The organism is Hansschlegelia zhihuaiae (assembly GCF_004103825.1).
Taxonomy (GTDB): Bacteria; Pseudomonadota; Alphaproteobacteria; order Rhizobiales; family Methylopilaceae; genus Methylopila; species Methylopila zhihuaiae.
The window spans coordinates 63,100-77,331 of sequence record NZ_RYFI01000014.1; the positions used below are offsets into that span (position 1 = coordinate 63,100).

15 protein-coding genes and 1 other RNA gene are annotated in these 14,232 nt (G+C 69.3%); 12 read left to right on the plus strand and 4 right to left on the minus strand.

All coding sequences use genetic code 11. The annotated features are described in order from the left end of the window. Nucleotides 1-72 precede the first annotated feature (72 nt). The 4 genes from EK403_RS14615 to ssrA all read right to left on the minus strand — a co-directional run bounded on the left by EK403_RS14615 (nt 73) and on the right by ssrA (nt 2,325). A complete protein-coding gene (locus EK403_RS14615) occupies nt 73-615 on the minus strand; it encodes an SspB family protein (RefSeq protein ID WP_128778212.1) in 543 nt (180 codons plus the stop codon). Between the two features lie 124 nt (nt 616-739). Beyond that, nucleotides 740-1,465 (minus strand): cytochrome c biogenesis CcdA family protein, encoded by a 726-nt coding sequence (locus EK403_RS14620; RefSeq protein WP_128778213.1) that lies wholly within the window; start codon nt 1,463-1,465, stop codon nt 740-742. Then, nucleotides 1,462-1,857 (minus strand): thioredoxin family protein, encoded by a 396-nt coding sequence (locus EK403_RS14625; RefSeq protein WP_128778214.1) that lies wholly within the window; start codon nt 1,855-1,857, stop codon nt 1,462-1,464. Before EK403_RS14625 ends, EK403_RS14620 begins: the two co-directional genes overlap by 4 nt. A gap of 108 nt (nt 1,858-1,965) precedes the next feature. Continuing rightward, nucleotides 1,966-2,325, minus strand: a transfer-messenger RNA (tmRNA) gene (gene ssrA, locus EK403_RS14630). A gap of 85 nt (nt 2,326-2,410) precedes the next feature. Here ssrA and EK403_RS14635 point away from each other — a divergent pair. The 12 genes from EK403_RS14635 to EK403_RS14695 form a co-directional block, all read left to right on the plus strand. Then, a complete protein-coding gene (locus tag EK403_RS14635) occupies nt 2,411-4,081 on the plus strand; it encodes a methyl-accepting chemotaxis protein (protein ID WP_128778215.1) in 1,671 nt (556 codons plus the stop codon). Between the two features lie 169 nt (nt 4,082-4,250). Next, a complete protein-coding gene (locus EK403_RS14640; RefSeq protein ID WP_128778216.1) occupies nt 4,251-5,045 on the plus strand; it encodes a thymidylate synthase in 795 nt (264 codons plus the stop codon). Nucleotides 5,046-5,216: 171 nt separating this feature from the next. After that, the gene (locus tag EK403_RS14650; protein ID WP_128778217.1) at nt 5,217-5,588 is read left to right on the plus strand and encodes a hypothetical protein; all 372 of its coding nucleotides are present in this window, start codon (nt 5,217-5,219) and stop codon (nt 5,586-5,588) included. After that, complete coding sequence (locus EK403_RS14655; RefSeq protein ID WP_128778218.1) at nt 5,585-6,103, plus strand: dihydrofolate reductase; 519 nt, start codon at nt 5,585-5,587, stop codon at nt 6,101-6,103. Before EK403_RS14650 ends, EK403_RS14655 begins: the two co-directional genes overlap by 4 nt. Before the next feature lie 173 nt (nt 6,104-6,276). Beyond that, nucleotides 6,277-7,515: a protease modulator HflK gene (gene hflK / locus EK403_RS14660; RefSeq protein ID WP_128778219.1), complete on the plus strand. Its 1,239-nt coding sequence runs from the start codon at nt 6,277-6,279 to the stop codon at nt 7,513-7,515. A 17-nt stretch (nt 7,516-7,532) separates the two neighbouring features. Then, nucleotides 7,533-8,435 carry a protease modulator HflC gene (hflC, locus tag EK403_RS14665; protein WP_128778220.1) on the plus strand — a complete coding sequence of 301 codons (903 nt, stop codon included), beginning with the start codon at nt 7,533-7,535 and terminating at the stop codon, nt 8,433-8,435. Next, on the plus strand, nt 8,432-8,617 hold the full coding sequence (locus EK403_RS14670; protein ID WP_128778221.1) for a DUF2065 domain-containing protein: 186 nt from the start codon (nt 8,432-8,434) through the stop codon (nt 8,615-8,617). Before hflC ends, EK403_RS14670 begins: the two co-directional genes overlap by 4 nt. Before the next feature lie 154 nt (nt 8,618-8,771). Next, nucleotides 8,772-10,226, plus strand: a complete 1,455-nt coding sequence (locus EK403_RS14675; RefSeq protein ID WP_128778222.1) for an NAD-dependent succinate-semialdehyde dehydrogenase — start codon at nt 8,772-8,774, stop codon at nt 10,224-10,226. Nucleotides 10,227-10,252: 26 nt separating this feature from the next. Further along, entirely contained in the window at nt 10,253-10,990 is a 738-nt protein-coding gene (gene rpiA / locus EK403_RS14680) for a ribose-5-phosphate isomerase RpiA (protein ID WP_128778223.1), read from the plus strand. Further along, a complete protein-coding gene (locus EK403_RS14685; RefSeq protein WP_128778224.1) occupies nt 10,987-11,484 on the plus strand; it encodes a DUF2059 domain-containing protein in 498 nt (165 codons plus the stop codon). Before rpiA ends, EK403_RS14685 begins: the two co-directional genes overlap by 4 nt. A 13-nt stretch (nt 11,485-11,497) precedes the next feature. Then, nucleotides 11,498-12,859, plus strand: coding sequence for a glutathione-disulfide reductase (gene gor, locus EK403_RS14690; protein ID WP_128778225.1), 1,362 nt, complete (start codon nt 11,498-11,500; stop codon nt 12,857-12,859). A 125-nt stretch (nt 12,860-12,984) separates the two neighbouring features. Next, nucleotides 12,985-14,232: MFS transporter (locus tag EK403_RS14695; RefSeq protein WP_245479715.1), on the plus strand; the 1,248-nt coding region annotated here is incomplete at its 3' end.

A 14,232-nucleotide genomic window follows, 5' to 3' on the forward strand; every position in this document is an offset into this window, starting at 1 on the left:
GGTCGGGCGACGGCTCCCTATCATGGCCGCCGCGGCCGCGTCACGCCGACCGCCTCCCGTCCACCCGAAGCGCTACTTCTTCCGGAATTTGTCGAGGCTCACGACCTCGGCGCCGCCGCCGGGAGCCGGAGCGACCGCCGGCTCGTCGGCGTCTTCGCCGGCGATCTCAAGCTCGGTCTGTTCGGGAGCGTTCTCGGCGAAGCGCGGCGCGTCCTCCGCGATCGGCTCGGCGTCCGGATGATCGAACTTGAGCCCGAACTGCACCGACGGATCGAAGAAGCCGGTGATCGAGCGGAACGGCACCACCAGCTTCTCCGGCACGTTGCCGAAGGAGAGCCCGACCTCGAAGGCGTCGTCCGAGACCTCGAGGTCCCAGAACTGGTGCTGCAGCACGATGGTCATCTCGGCCGGGTAGCGCTCCTTCAGCCGTTGCGACAGCCGGACGTCCGGGTCGGTGGTGCGGAACGACACGTAGAAATGATGCTCGCCCGGCACGCCCTCGCGGGCGATGCGCGCCAGCACCTCCCGCACGACCCCCCTGAGCGCGTTCTGCGTCAGCAGATCGTAGCGGATGAAATCCTCGGCCGGCGGCGCGGGCGGCGGTGTCGTCGTCATGCCCGGTACATAGGCGGATTCGCGGGGTTGAAAACATCGCGACCGCTCGTCGCGACGCGGCGTCGCGACGGTGTCGAGGCCCCTTGGACGAATCAATGCGGACGACATGCGGTTCGGCCGAACGTCAGAGGCTGGTGGTGAGCCGCGTCAGCCAGTCCGGCGACGCCTCGACCAAAGCGGCCTCGGCCGCCTTGTCGAGCCCCGTCAGCACCGCGATCCCGGTCGCGACCAGCAGGACGCCGAGCGCGAGGCGGCCCATCCGACCGAAGCCGGCGAGCCTGCCGCGCCAGCGCAGCAGCGCCTTGCGGGACAGGACCCCGATCAACAGCAGCGGGAGCGCGGCCCCGATCCCGAAGGCGGCCATGACGAGCGCGACCGAGCCGAGGTCCTCGCCCCGCGAGGCGAGCACGGAAGCCGCGCCGAGCGTCGGGCCGACGCAGGGCGTCCAGACCGCGCCAAGCAGGGCGCCCACGCCGAACTGGCCGGCGAGGCCCGCGCGCGAAGTCTTTTCGAGGCGCCCGGCCGCCCAATCGCCGGCCGGCGCGGCCGCAAGCGCGAACCTGGCCTGAGCAGCGGGCGAGGCGAGGACGACGCCGGCCGCGATCATGATGACGGCCGCGAAGGCGCGGAACACGCGCTCGTCGAGCCCGATCGCGAAGCCGACGGTCGCGACGAACAGGCCGACCGTCACGAAGGAGAACGCCACGCCGGCGGCGAGCGCGACGGGCGCGAGCCGATGCTCGCTTGCGGCGCCCGCCACGGCGAGCGGCGCGATCGGCAGCACGCAAGGGGACAGGAGCGACAGGACGCCGGCCGCGAAGGCGAGCCCGGCGGTCGCAAGCGTCGTCATTTCGCGATCGCCTTCTCCAGCAGCTCCTCGATCCAGCCTTCCTCGCGGTCGCCGACGGTGCGGGCGATCTCCCGGCCGCCGCGATAGACGATCAGCGTGCTCTGGAGCCGCGCGCCGACCGCGCGCACCGACGCCTTGTCGGTGTCGAAATCGACCTCGAAGGCCGTGATCTCGCGGAAGCGGGGCTGGTCGCGGAGCTTTTCGAGGATCGGCCTCTGCATGCGGCAGATCGGACACCACGGCGCGTCGACATGCACCAGCACGGGGCCGCCGTCTGCGACGGCGGCTTCGAAAGCCGCGCGATCGAAGGGCCTGGCGGGCTCGGCCGCGAAGGCGGCGGCGGCGAGGGGCGCCGAAAGGATGAGAGCGAGCAATGCGCGTCGAGCGATCACGGTCGACCTCGGGAGGCGGCTGCGCCGGGTCCGGCTCAATCTACGTCGCGCGCGTCGCGCCGGATGCGCGACAAAAGTCGCGCGCATTCGCGTCGAATCGGGAAGTGAAGTGGAGGCTTCTGTTGCCAGGCGCCTCCGGGCCCCGCCCGATAGCTGCTACACCATCAGGACTTCAGGTTTGGTTTTTCAAACCGCTCACGCGGCCTGAGCAACCGGAGCATAGTTGTCGTTGGCAACTATAGAAAAGCCCGATAACGGCGGAACAATACCGGGTGAAAGTCCGCCCTTTACGCCCCCGTCGATCCTGTTTCGCCCCCGCCGAAATCCGCCCAACGATCGCGGATTTTGGTGGAGGCGCCGGGTGCTGCCCCCGGGTCCGAAGGGTTTATTGCGGCGTCCGTTTATCACCATAGCCGGGTCGCCCCGACAGGAAAACATATAGGGCCGAAGCGCCTTCTGCGAAAGAGGCTCGCCCCTAACGACGTGCTTAATCGGGCCTCAACTCTTCCCGTTCAAATTCTGCGACAATGCTTTCGCGTCAAAGGGGCGTCACTTGCGTATCGGTTCGAAAATTCTCGCGCTTGTCGGAGCTCTCGGGGCTGTAGCGCTCCTTGTCGCGGGCGTGGCGGCGGCCACCATCGTCGCTTATAACGACGACGTCCAGGAGATGAAGAACGCTTCGATGCGGGCGCTTTATAGCGAGCGGCTCAACCGTCTCGTGACCGCTGTGGTCATGGACGCGCGCGGTATCTACGCGTCTCGCGACTCCACCGAGGCCAAGAAGTTTGGGGACGGCCTCATGACCTCCTTGGGGCAGATCGACGACCTGCTGACGCGTTGGCGGCCGATCGTGCCGGACGCCGATCAGCCGTTGTTCGACACACTCGCCAAGGGCGCGCAGGAGTTTCGGGCGTTCCGCAGCGAGACGGCGCGGCTCGCTGCGGACGTCTCGCCGCAGGCGGCGAACGAGCAGGGCAACAACGAAGCCAACCGCGCCAACCGGAAGGCGTTTCAGGCGAGCATCGACGCGCTCACCATGCGAAGCCAGAAGGAGGCCGAGGATGTGAGCCACCACGCCGAAGCCCTCTTTTTGCAGCGCATGACGCTTCTTCTGACGCTCGCGGTCGGCGGGACCCTGGTCGCCTTCGCCGCCGCCATGTTTGTCGCTCGCCGGCAGATCGTGCAGCCTCTGCGCGAGGTGACGACGGCCATCAGCCGGCTGGCGTCCGGCGATTATCGCCTCTCAGCCGGACGCGACACGAAGGACGAGGTCGGCGACCTCTGGCGCAGCATGCGCGTCTTCGCCGGCGCGATGCAGGAGGCCGATGAGCTGCGCGTGGCGCAGGCAGACAGCGACCGCATGCGCGCCGAGATGCGCCGGTCGGAGATGAACGCGCTCGCCGGCAGCTTCGAGGGCAGCGTGGGCGACCTCGTCCAGCAGCTCTCGGCGGCCGCCCGCGAGCTCGAATCGACGTCCCAGACGCTCGCGGCCAACGCCGACCAGACCAACGCCCAGTCCGGCGCGCTGCTGTCGATCGCGACCGAGACGGCCGCGAATGTCGACGCCGTTGCGGCCGCGGCCGAGGAATTCGCGGTGAGCGCCGGCGAGATCGGCGCCCAGGTCGCCCGCACCGCCCGCGCTGCCTCCGACGCGGTCCAGAATGTCGAGAGCGCGCAGGCGAGGGTCCGGCTGCTGGTCGAGGGCTCGGGCAAGATCGGCGAGTTCGTCTCGCTGATCCACGACATCGCGGCCCAGACCAACCTGCTCGCGCTCAACGCCACGATCGAGGCGGCGCGCGCCGGCGAGGCGGGCCGCGGCTTCGCGGTCGTGGCCGCCGAGGTCAAGCAGCTCGCCGGCCAGACGGGCGCGGCGACCGCCGAGATCACCGAGCAGATCAACGCGATCCAGATCGCGACGCGCGAGACCGTCGAGGCGATCGACGGAATCGGCGCGTCGATCGGCGAGGTCCACCACATCGCGACCAGCGTCGCGGTCGTGGTCGAGGAGCAGCAGGCGGCGAGCCAGGAGATCGCCCGCAACGTCAGCGGCGTCGCGGTCGGCACCCAGCGCGTCAGCCAGGACATGGTCGAGGTCCGCGCGGCCGCCGACCAGTCCGGCATGGGCGCCTCGCGCGTCAGGCTCGCGGCGGGCGCGCTCGCCGAGCAGTCGTCGCAGCTCGGCCTCGAGGTCGACGGCTTCCTCGCGGGCGTCCGCGCGGCCTGAGCCAAAAGGCCGGCGTTTCGGCGCCGGCCTCCCAAGGCCGCCGCTCGCGAGCAGCGCGACGGCGCGCCATATGAAGGTCGCCGGAAGCTGTGGGAGCCTGGCGGCCGTCGGTCGCATGAGCGGCGCCGCGGCGCTATGGTCCGCAAAGACCGGTCGCGGAAGACCCGACATGCAGCCTTATCTCGACCTTCTCCGCCGCATCCTTGACGAGGGCGTCGCCAAGGGCGACCGCACCGGGACCGGCACGCTCTCGGTGTTCGGCGCGCAGATGCGCTTCGACCTGACGCAGGGGTTTCCGCTCGTCACCACCAAGCGGCTGCACCTGAAGTCGATCGTCCACGAACTGATCTGGTTCCTGAGGGGCGACACCAATGTCCGCTATCTTCAGGACAACGGCGTAACGATCTGGGACGAGTGGGCGGACGAGAGCGGCGATCTCGGCCCGGTCTATGGTCGACAGTGGCGCTCATGGGCGGCGCCCGACGGCCGCGTGATCGACCAGTTCGCCGAGGTGCTGGCGGAACTGAAGCGCAACCCCGATTCGCGGCGACTCGTCGTGTCGGCCTGGAACCCGGCCGACATCCCCGACATGGCGCTCGCACCGTGCCACTGCCTGTTCCAGTTCCACGTCGCCGAGGGGCGGTTGTCCTGCCAGCTCTACCAGCGTTCGGCGGACGTCTTTCTCGGCGTGCCGTTCAACATCGCGTCCTACGCGCTGCTGACTCATCTCGTGGCGCGCGACGCGGGTCTCGGCGTCGGCGACTTCGTGCACACGCTCGGCGACGCGCATCTCTACGTGAACCATCTCGACCAGGCCCGCGAGCAACTCGCGCGGGACCCGCGCCCGCTTCCGGCCCTGAAGCTGACGGGCAGGAGCCGCTCGATCTTCGACTTCCGCTTCGAGGATTTCGCGATCGAGGGCTATGACCCGCATCCCGCCATAAAGGCGCCGATCGCAGTCTAGGCGCGGAAGCCGTCGCAGCCGCGTCGATCGTCCCGCATTCCACGCGCGGCGCGATCCCGTAGCGAGCGGCGGCCGGACGGTGTATCGCACGGATGGGAGCGCGCTTTTCGCGCGACTCGTGGGCGGATTGGCGGCGCGCGCTGGGCGGCGCGCAGGGGACGAGGACGCGGAATGAAGCTGATGACGATCGGGGCCCTGGCGGCCCTCGGGATCGCGCTCGGGGCGAGCGCCGCTCAGGCGCAGAACACCGGCGCGGTGTTCGCCCAGACCGAGCAGGCGCTGCGCGCCAAGCTCAAGTCGCATTTCGCAGGCCAGCCGGCGCGTTTCGGCTTCGAGAATTTCCGCCGCCGCACCAACGGCAAGGACGAGGCCGTCTGCGGCCAGGCGACGATCTATATTGGCCGCGACAAGCCGACCCTCGTGCGCTTCGTGTACCGCTACAACTCCGGCGACGCCGCGATCGAGACGCTTGATTCGGGAGAGACCCGCACGGTCCAGGCGCTCTGGACGCCGCTCTGTCTGCGCGGACGGCCGATCGAGTGAGGGTTCCGATCACCCTCGTCGTCGCCGTCGCCAAGAACGGCGTCATCGGCCGCGACAACGGCCTGCCGTGGCGGCTCTCGAGCGACCTGAAGCGGTTCAAGGAGGTGACGATCGGCAAGCCGCTGATCGTCGGCCGCCGCAACCACGCCGCCATCGGCCGGCCGCTGCCGGGTCGCGAGACGGTCGTGCTGACTCGCGACCGGAACTTCAAGGAGGCAGGCGTGCACGTCGCCCACGACGTCGCCGACGCGCTCGGCCTCGCCGAGGCGATCGCCGAGGAGATGGCGGCGGACGAGATCATCTGCGCGGGCGGCGGCGAGATCTATGCGCAGTTCATGCCGCTCGCGTCGCGCATGCGCCTGACCGAGGTCGACGCCGAGCCCGACGGCGACGTGTTCTTCCCCGAATACGACCCCTCGCATTGGCGCGAGACCTTTCGCGAGGAGCACCCGGCCGGCGGGCGCGACGACCACGCCTTCACCTATCGCGACCTCGTCCGGGTGCGCAGCGCTTAAGAGGACGTGATCGGCTCGGCGGCCGATCTCTGTTGACGGCCCGGCGGCGGCGCGTCACGAGCACGAGGCGGGGGAAGCCGGCTCGTTGAAGGCGGTCTCGGCTTCGCCTATATGCGGCGCCGCAATCCGGCGTCGGCTTTCGTGCGCAGCCTGCGCGCGGCTGAGGAGAAGAAATGCCCTGGAGCAACCAGAGTGGTGGCGGCGGCGGACCGTGGCGCAACAACCCCGGCGGTCCGTGGGGCCAGGGTCCTCAGAAGCCGTCCGGCGGTCCCCAGCCTCCCGATCTTGATGAAATGCTCCGCCGCGCCCAGGAACGGCTTGGCTCGATTCTTCCCGGCGGCGGCGGCGGGACGCGCGGCGTTCTCGCGCTGGTCGCGGTCGCGGTCATCGCGTGGGGGCTGTCCGGCTTCTACCGCGTCGAGCCCGACGAGGAAGGCATCGTGCTGCGCTTCGGCGAATATGTCCGGACCACGCAGTCGGGCCTGAACTACCATCTGCCCTATCCGATCGAGACCGTGCTTACGCCAAAGGTCACGACGCAGAACTCGATCGAGGTCGGCATGCGCACCACGACCGGCGGCCCGCGGTCGGTGGCGACCCGCGAGGTTCCGCAGGAAAGCCTGATGCTGACCGGCGACGAGAACATCGTCGACGTCAACTTCTCGGTCGTGTGGGTGATCAAGCCGGCCGACCCGGCCGCCGGAAAGCCGAGCGGCGCCGCGAACTACCTGTTCAAGATCCAGAACCCGGAAGGCACCATCAAGGCCGTCGCCGAGAGCGCGATGCGCGAGGTTGTGGGCCGTTCGCGCCTCCAGCAGATCCTCACCGAAGGGACGCCCGAGACCGACGTCGCCGTTCCGCCGCCGGTTCCGGGCGCGCCGCCGGTCGAGCCGGTCAAGCCCAAGGAGGACGTCCAGTCCGCGGCCGTCACGGCGGCGGCGGTCCGCGAGCTGATGCAGAAGACGCTCGACTCCTACGATTCCGGCGTCGACATCGCCCAGGTCCAGCTCCAGAAGATCGCGCCCCCCGGCGACGTCATCTCGGCCTTCCGCGAGGTGCAGGTCGCCCAGGCCGACCGCATCCGCGTGACCAACGAGGCGCAGGCCTACGCCAACCGCGTCGTCCCCGAGGCGCGCGGCCGCTCGACCCAGACGATCCAGGCCGCCGAAGGCGTCAGGGCGACGTCGATCGCCGATGCGCAGGGCCAGGCCTCGCGCTTCAGCCAGGTGGTCGCCGAGTACAAGAAGGCGCCGGACGTCACCCGCGAGCGGCTGTTCCTCGAAACGATGGAGCGGGTGTTCGGCGGCGTCGACAAGGTGATCATCGATCCGAAGGCCGGCGGGCAGGGGGTCGTCCCCTACCTGCCGCTCGACCAGCAGCCCGTTGCGCCGCGCGCGCAGCGTGTTCCGTAACCGAGGACGCTAAGCCCATGAACCGCAGCGTCTTCGGAGCCGCCTTCGCCGTGATCGCCTTCGCGATCGCGGTCGCGGCCTACAGCTCCCTCTACACCGTCAACGAGAACGAGCAGGTCATCGTGCTCCGGCTCGGCCAGCCGGTCGACACCATCACGAAGCCCGGCCTCCACGCCAAGATCCCGTTCGTCGAGAGCGTCACGCGCATCGACAAGCGCATCCTCGACCTCGACCTGCCCGAGCGCGAGGCGACCGCGAACGACCAGAAGCGGCTCGTGGTCGACGCCTTCTCGCGCTACAAGATCACCAACGCGCTGCGCTTCCGGCAGGCGGTCGGCACGGTCGAGCAGGCCAATCAGCGGCTCACCAACGTGCTGACCGACGCGCTGCTCGAGGCGATCCGCTCGAACAGCTTCCAGCAGATCGTCCAGGAACGCCGCGACCAGATCATGGCGCGCATCCGCGACCAGGCGAACCGCGAGGCCGACCGCTTCGGCATCCAGATCGTGGATGTCCGCATCCGCCGCGCCGACCTGCCGGAACAGAACTCGAAGGCCGTGTTCGACCGGATGCAGTCCGAGCGCGCCCAGGAGGCGGCGCAGATCCGCGCCCGCGGCGCCGAGCAGGCTCAGGGCATCCGCGCCCGCGCCGACCGCGACGCGCAGGTGATCATCGCCGAAGCGAACCGCGACGCCGAGATCCTGCGCGGCCAGGGCGAGGCGGAGAAGTCCCGCATCCTCGCGGACGCTTTCCAGTCCGACGCCGAGTTCTTCTCCTTCTTCCGCTCGATGCAGGCCTATGAACAGGCGCTCAAGACCGGCACGCGGGTGATCCTCGCGCCCGACAGCCAGTTCTTCCGCTTCTTCGAGCAGCCCGACGGCCGACTGCCGTCGGCCCCGGCCGCCCAGCCGGCGAGATGACGGACCTCTTCGCCGCGCTCGGACTGGCCCTTGCGATCGAGGGCGTCCTGTTCGCAGGATTTCCCGGCGCGGCGAAGAAGGCGGGCGAGAACATGGCGGCGACGCCGGAGCAGACGCTCCGGCTGGTCGGCATCGTCTCGGCCGTGATCGGCGTCGCCATCGTGTGGGCCATTCGCGGCTGAGGCCGCCCGCCCTTTCTTCAAGAATCTGGCGCGTTCATCCCTCCCCTTGCAAGGGGAGGGATAGCTCGCGTCCCCGGGGTGTCCGGCGCGGGCTGGAACACCATCTCCGCCTCGTGCTACACCGCGCCCCCTCACGAGAGGAGCTCGTCTCCCGATGGACGGCCTGTCCGACCCAACCCTGCTGATCAACCGTTCCTATCTCGACGGCGCCTTCGTCGGCGAGCCGGAGGTCGAGGTCACCGACCCCGCGACCGGCGAGGTCGTGGGCCGCGTCCCCAATCTCGGCGCCGACGCCGCGACCAGGGCGATCGAGGCGGCGGAGGCCGCGTTCCGGCCCTGGGCCGCGAAGCTGGCGAAGGAGCGCTCGGCGATCCTGCGGCGCTGGTACGAGCTCATCGTCGCCAACAAGGACGATCTCGCGCTCATCATGACGCGCGAGCAGGGCAAGCCGCTCGCCGAGGCCAAGGGCGAGATCGACTACGCCGCGTCCTTCGTCGAGTTCTACGCCGAGGAGGCCAAGCGCGTCTCGGGCGACACGCTGCCGACGCATCGCGCCGACGCGCGCATCCTCGTGCTGCGGCAACCCGCGGGCGTGGTCGCGGCGATCACGCCGTGGAACTTCCCCGCCGCCATGATCACCCGCAAATGCGCGCCGGCGCTCGCGGTCGGCTGCACCTTCGTGGTGAAGCCCGCGATGGAGACGCCGCTGACCGCGCTCGCCCTCGCGCGGCTCGCCGACGAGGCCGGCATCCCGAAGGGCGTGTTCTCGGTGGTGACGGGCGAGGATTCCTCCGCCATCGGCAAGGTCTTCACCACCCATCCGGCGGTGCGGGTCGTTTCCTTCACGGGCTCGACCGAGGTCGGCAAGATCCTGATGGCTCAGGCGGCCGCCGGCGTGAAGCGGGTGGCGCTGGAGCTCGGCGGCAACGCGCCGTTCATCGTGTTCGACGACGCCGATCTCGACGCGGCGGTCGAAGGCGCGATGGTCTCTAAGTACCGCAACATGGGCCAGACCTGCGTCTGCGCGAACCGGATCTACGTGCAGTCCAAGGTCTACGACGCCTTCGTCGAGAAGCTCGTGACGGCGGTCGGCAAGCTCAAGGTCGGCAAGGGCGTCGACGACGGCGTGACGCAGGGGCCGCTGATCACGCCGGACGCCGTGGAGAAGGTCGAGCGCCACCTGAAGGACGCCCAGGGCAAGGGCGCGAGGGTCCTGGTGGGCGGCAAGCGCCACGCGTTGGGCGGGACGTTCTTCGAGCCGACGGTCGTGGCCGACGTCACGCAGGACATGGCCGTCGCCCGCGAGGAGACGTTCGGACCCGTCGCGCCGATCTTCCGCTTCGAGCGCGAAGACGAGGTCGTCGAATACGCAAACGCCACCGAGTTCGGCCTCGCGGCTTACTTCTATGCGCGGGACGTGGGGCGGATATTCCGCGTCGCGGAGGCTCTTGAATACGGCATGGTCGGCATCAATTCAGGGCTGATCTCGACCGAGTTGGCGCCGTTCGGCGGCGTCAAGGAGAGCGGTCACGGCCGCGAGGGTTCGCAGCGCGGCGTCGACGAGTTCGTGGACATCAAGTATCTGCTCGTCGCTGGTCTCGGCCGCTAGGTCGGGGGCTGAAAGGACGGAACGTCTTGAGCACTGAAGATTTCAAACGCGCGGCCGCCGAGGCCGCGCTCGCCTATGTCGAACCCGGCATGAAGCTCGGGCTCGGCACGGGCTCCACCGCCGCCCACTTCATCGAGCTGCTCGGCGCCAAGGTCGCGGAGGGGCTGGACGTCTCCGGCGTGCCGACCTCCGAGGCCTCGCGCGAGCTCGCCGAGCGCCACGGCGTCCCGCTCACGACCCTGAAGGACACGCCGGAGCTCGACCTTACGGTCGACGGCGCCGACGAGATCGACGGCCGGCTCAACCTGATCAAGGGCGGCGGCGCGGCGCTGCTGCGCGAGAAGATCGTGGCCTTCGCCTCGAAGCGCATGATCGTCATCGCCGACGCCTCCAAGCGCGTCGAGCGCCTCGGCGCGTTTCCGCTGCCGATCGAGGTCGTGCCCTTCGGCAAGGAGTCGACCCGCCGGGCGATCGAGCGCCTCGCGCGGGACCTCGGGCTCGGCAGCGACGTCGCGATCCGCCGCGCCGAGGACGAGTGCCCGGTCGTCACCGACAGCGGCCACGTCATCCTCGACGCCAGGCTGGGACTGATCGACGATCCGGAGCGGCTCTCCGTGGAGCTCAACCGCATTCCCGGCGTCGTCGAGCACGGCCTGTTCCTCAGGCTCGCCAGCCTCGCGATCGTGGCCGACCAGAATGGCGTCAAGACCATCGAACCGGCCTCCGCGCAGGCCGAGCAGCAGCCCATGAGGAAGACCGCATGACGACGACGCTCCGCACACGCCTCGCCGCGGCGGCCTTCGCCGCGCTGCTCGCGACGCCGGCCTTCGCGCAGGCGCCCTCCGCGGAGCAGATCAAGGCGGCGCGCGAGGTCATCGAGGTCTCGGGCGCCGCCGACAGCGTCAAGGACATCGTCCCGATCTTCATGGACGAGGCGAAGCGCACCTTCACCCGCACGCGGCCCGAGATCGCCAAGGATCTCGACGAGGTCCTCAAGGCGCTGACGCCGGAGTTCACGCAGCGCAAGGAAGCGCTGATGACCGAGATCGCGACCGTCTATGCGCAGCGCTTCTCGCCTCAGGAGCTCTCCGAGATCAAGGCCTTCTACCTGACGCCGACCGGCAAGAAGCTCGTCGAGAACCTGCCCGGCGTGCTTCAGGCGAGCTACGAGAAGACCAGCGCCTGGAGCCAGAAGATGAGCCAGGACATCGTCGCGCGTCTCCGCCAGGAAATGCGCAAGCGCGGCCACGAAATCTGACCCTGGTCTTCTTATGATCGAGCGCGACGTCGACCTGTTCGTGATCGGCGCCGGGTCCGGGGGCGTGCGCGCAGCGCGCATCGCGGCCGGCCATGGCGCGCGCGTCGCCATCGCCGAGGAATACCGCATCGGCGGCACCTGCGTGATCCGCGGCTGCGTGCCGAAGAAGCTGCTGGTCTACGCCAGCCGCTTCCCCGACGCCTTCGAGGACTCGCGCGGCTTCGGCTGGAGCTTCTCCGAGCAACCCTCCTTCTCCTGGCCGGACCTCGTCGCGGCCAAGGACAGGGAGATCGCGCGGCTCTCCGACATCTACGAGCAGAACCTGAAGAAGGCCGGCGTGGCGATCCATCGCCAACGCGCGACGGTCGCGGGCGAGAACCTCGTGCGGCTCGCCGACGGCGCCATGATCGGGGCCGAGACCATCCTCATCGCGACGGGCGGCGCACCCCATGTCGGCGATTTCGCCGGCGCCGAGCTCGCGATCTCGTCCAACGAAGCCTTCAACCTGCCTCGTCTGCCTGAGAAAATCGTCATCGTGGGCGGCGGTTATATCGCGATCGAGTTCGCCGGAATCTTTGCCGGACTGGGCTCGGCCGTCACCCTCGTCCATCGGGGCGACAAGCTGCTGCGCGGCTTCGACGAGGATCTGCGCGATGAGGTCCGCATCGGCCTCGAGAAGCTCGGCGTGACGCTCGTTCTGAATGAGGAGGTCGCTTCGGTGGAGGCCGGCGAGGGCGGCGGCAAGCTGGTGCGGCTAAAGGGCGGCGGGGCGGTCGCAGCCGACGAGCTGATGCTCGCGATCGGCCGGGCGCCGAAGACCGACGGGCTCGGGCTCGACCAGACCATCGTGATGCGCGACCACGAGGGCGCGATCCTGGTCGATCCGACCTCGCGCAGCAACGTGCCCTCGATCTACGCGATCGGCGACGTCACCAACCGGATGAACCTGACGCCCGTGGCGATCCGGGAGGGCCACGCCTTCGCCGACACGGTGTTCGGCGGACGGCCGACCTCGGTCGATCTCACGAATGTGCCGACGGCCGTGTTCTCGACGCCCGAACTCGGCACGGTCGGGTTGACCGAGGCGCAGGCGCGCGAGAAGGGCGAGGTCGACATTTACAAGGCGCGCTTCCGCCCGATGAAGGCGACGCTGTCCGGCCGCGACGACAAGGTGCTGATGAAGCTCGTGGTGGACGCCGGGAACGACCGGGTGCTCGGCGTCCACATCGTCGGTGAGGACGCCGCCGAGATGGTCCAGATCGCCGCGATCGCGGTGAAGATGGGCGCGACCAAGGCCGACTTCGACGCCACCATGGCCCTGCACCCTTCCGCGGCCGAGGAGCTCGTCACCCTTCGGACGAAGTGGACGGGCTGAACGCCTCGCTGACGTCCCGGCCTTGCGCCGGGACCCATTCAACGTTGCGCAATCAGAATGTTGCGGCGGGCCGAGGTTCCCTTTCCGACCTCTTGCGCTTATGGGTCCCGGCGCAAGGCCGGGACATGAGCGCTCGACCAACCTACCCAGTCGACGTGACCATGGACGGCCCCGGCCCGACCAATCCGGCTTCTGCGCCCCTGACCGAAACCCGCAAGCGGCAGATCATCGTCGGCGTGCTGACCGCGATGCTGCTCGCCGCGCTCGACCAGACGATCGTCGCGCCGGCCATGACCACGATCGGCAAGGCCTTCGGCTCCGTCGAATATCTGCCCTGGGTGATCTCCGCCTATCTCATCGTCGCGACCGCGGTCACGCCGCTCTACGGCAAACTCGCCGACCTGCACGGCCGCCGGCCGGTCATCTTCACGGCGGTCGCCATCTTCCTCGTGGGCTCGGTGATCTGCGGACTTTCGCAGAGCCTCGGCATGCTGGTCGCCGGGCGGGCGGTGCAGGGGCTCGGCGGCGGCGGCCTCATCGCGCTCGCGCAGACGGTGCTTGGCGACCTCGTGCCGCCGAAGCACCGCGCCAGATACGCCGCCCAGATCTCCATGGTCTGGGCGACCGCGAGCGTCGCCGGCCCGCTGGTCGGCGGCGTGTTCGCCCAGCATCTCCACTGGTCGCTGGTGTTCTGGATCAACCTGCCGGTGGGCCTGGTGGCGATCGCCATGATGAACGGCCCGCTGAAGGACCTGCCCTTCATCAGGCGCGAGCATCGTCTCGACGTGCCAGGCGCCGCCTTGGTGGTGGCGGGAACGTCCGCCGCGATGCTCGCCTTGTCGCTCGGTCGCATGAGCGGCGTCTGGACCTCTCCCGAGGTGCTCGGCCTTTCGGCGGCCGCGCTCGCCGCAACCGCGCTGTTCGCGTGGCGCGTGAAGTCTTTCGCTGAACCTCTGATCCCGCTAGGCGTCCTGGGCGACCGGGTGGTGTTCTGCGGCGTCGGCGCCGTCGCCTTTGGCATGGCGGGCTTCGTGGGGCTGACCACCATCGTCCCGATCTTTTTCGAGACGCGAAACGGCGTTGGACCCGATGTCGCGGCGATCGGGCTGATCGCCATGGCGGCGGGTTCGGTGATCGGAGCTGCAGTCACTGGACGCGCGATGCCGAAGCTTCGCCGGTACCGCAACCCGGCGATCTTCGGCCATGTCCTTTCGACCCTCGCGCTTCTCGTCCTCGCGGCGACGATGGGAGGCGGCTCTTTCGCCGTGTCCGAGACGCTGCTGTTCCTCTACGGGCTCGGCCTTGGCCCGGTGTTCCCGACCGCGACCGTCAGCGTGCAGAACGCCGTCCGCCGCTCGGATCTCCGCGCCGCC

Bases quoted from the DNA above. Each gene is read 5' to 3' on its own strand.
- EK403_RS14615 (WP_128778212.1), bottom strand. From the start codon at position 615: ATGACGACGACACCGCCGCCCGCGCCGCCGGCCGAGGATTTCATCCGC.
- EK403_RS14620 (WP_128778213.1), bottom strand. From the start codon at position 1,465: ATGACGACGCTTGCGACCGCCGGGCTCGCCTTCGCGGCCGGCGTCCTG.
- EK403_RS14640 (WP_128778216.1), top strand. From the start codon at position 4,251: ATGCAGCCTTATCTCGACCTTCTCCGCCGCATCCTTGACGAGGGCGTC.
- EK403_RS14650 (WP_128778217.1), top strand. From the start codon at position 5,217: ATGAAGCTGATGACGATCGGGGCCCTGGCGGCCCTCGGGATCGCGCTC.
- hflK (WP_128778219.1), top strand. From the start codon at position 6,277: ATGCCCTGGAGCAACCAGAGTGGTGGCGGCGGCGGACCGTGGCGCAAC.
- hflC (WP_128778220.1), top strand. From the start codon at position 7,533: ATGAACCGCAGCGTCTTCGGAGCCGCCTTCGCCGTGATCGCCTTCGCG.
- EK403_RS14670 (WP_128778221.1), top strand. From the start codon at position 8,432: ATGACGGACCTCTTCGCCGCGCTCGGACTGGCCCTTGCGATCGAGGGC.
- EK403_RS14675 (WP_128778222.1), top strand. From the start codon at position 8,772: ATGGACGGCCTGTCCGACCCAACCCTGCTGATCAACCGTTCCTATCTC.
- EK403_RS14685 (WP_128778224.1), top strand. From the start codon at position 10,987: ATGACGACGACGCTCCGCACACGCCTCGCCGCGGCGGCCTTCGCCGCG.
- gor (WP_128778225.1), top strand. From the start codon at position 11,498: ATGATCGAGCGCGACGTCGACCTGTTCGTGATCGGCGCCGGGTCCGGG.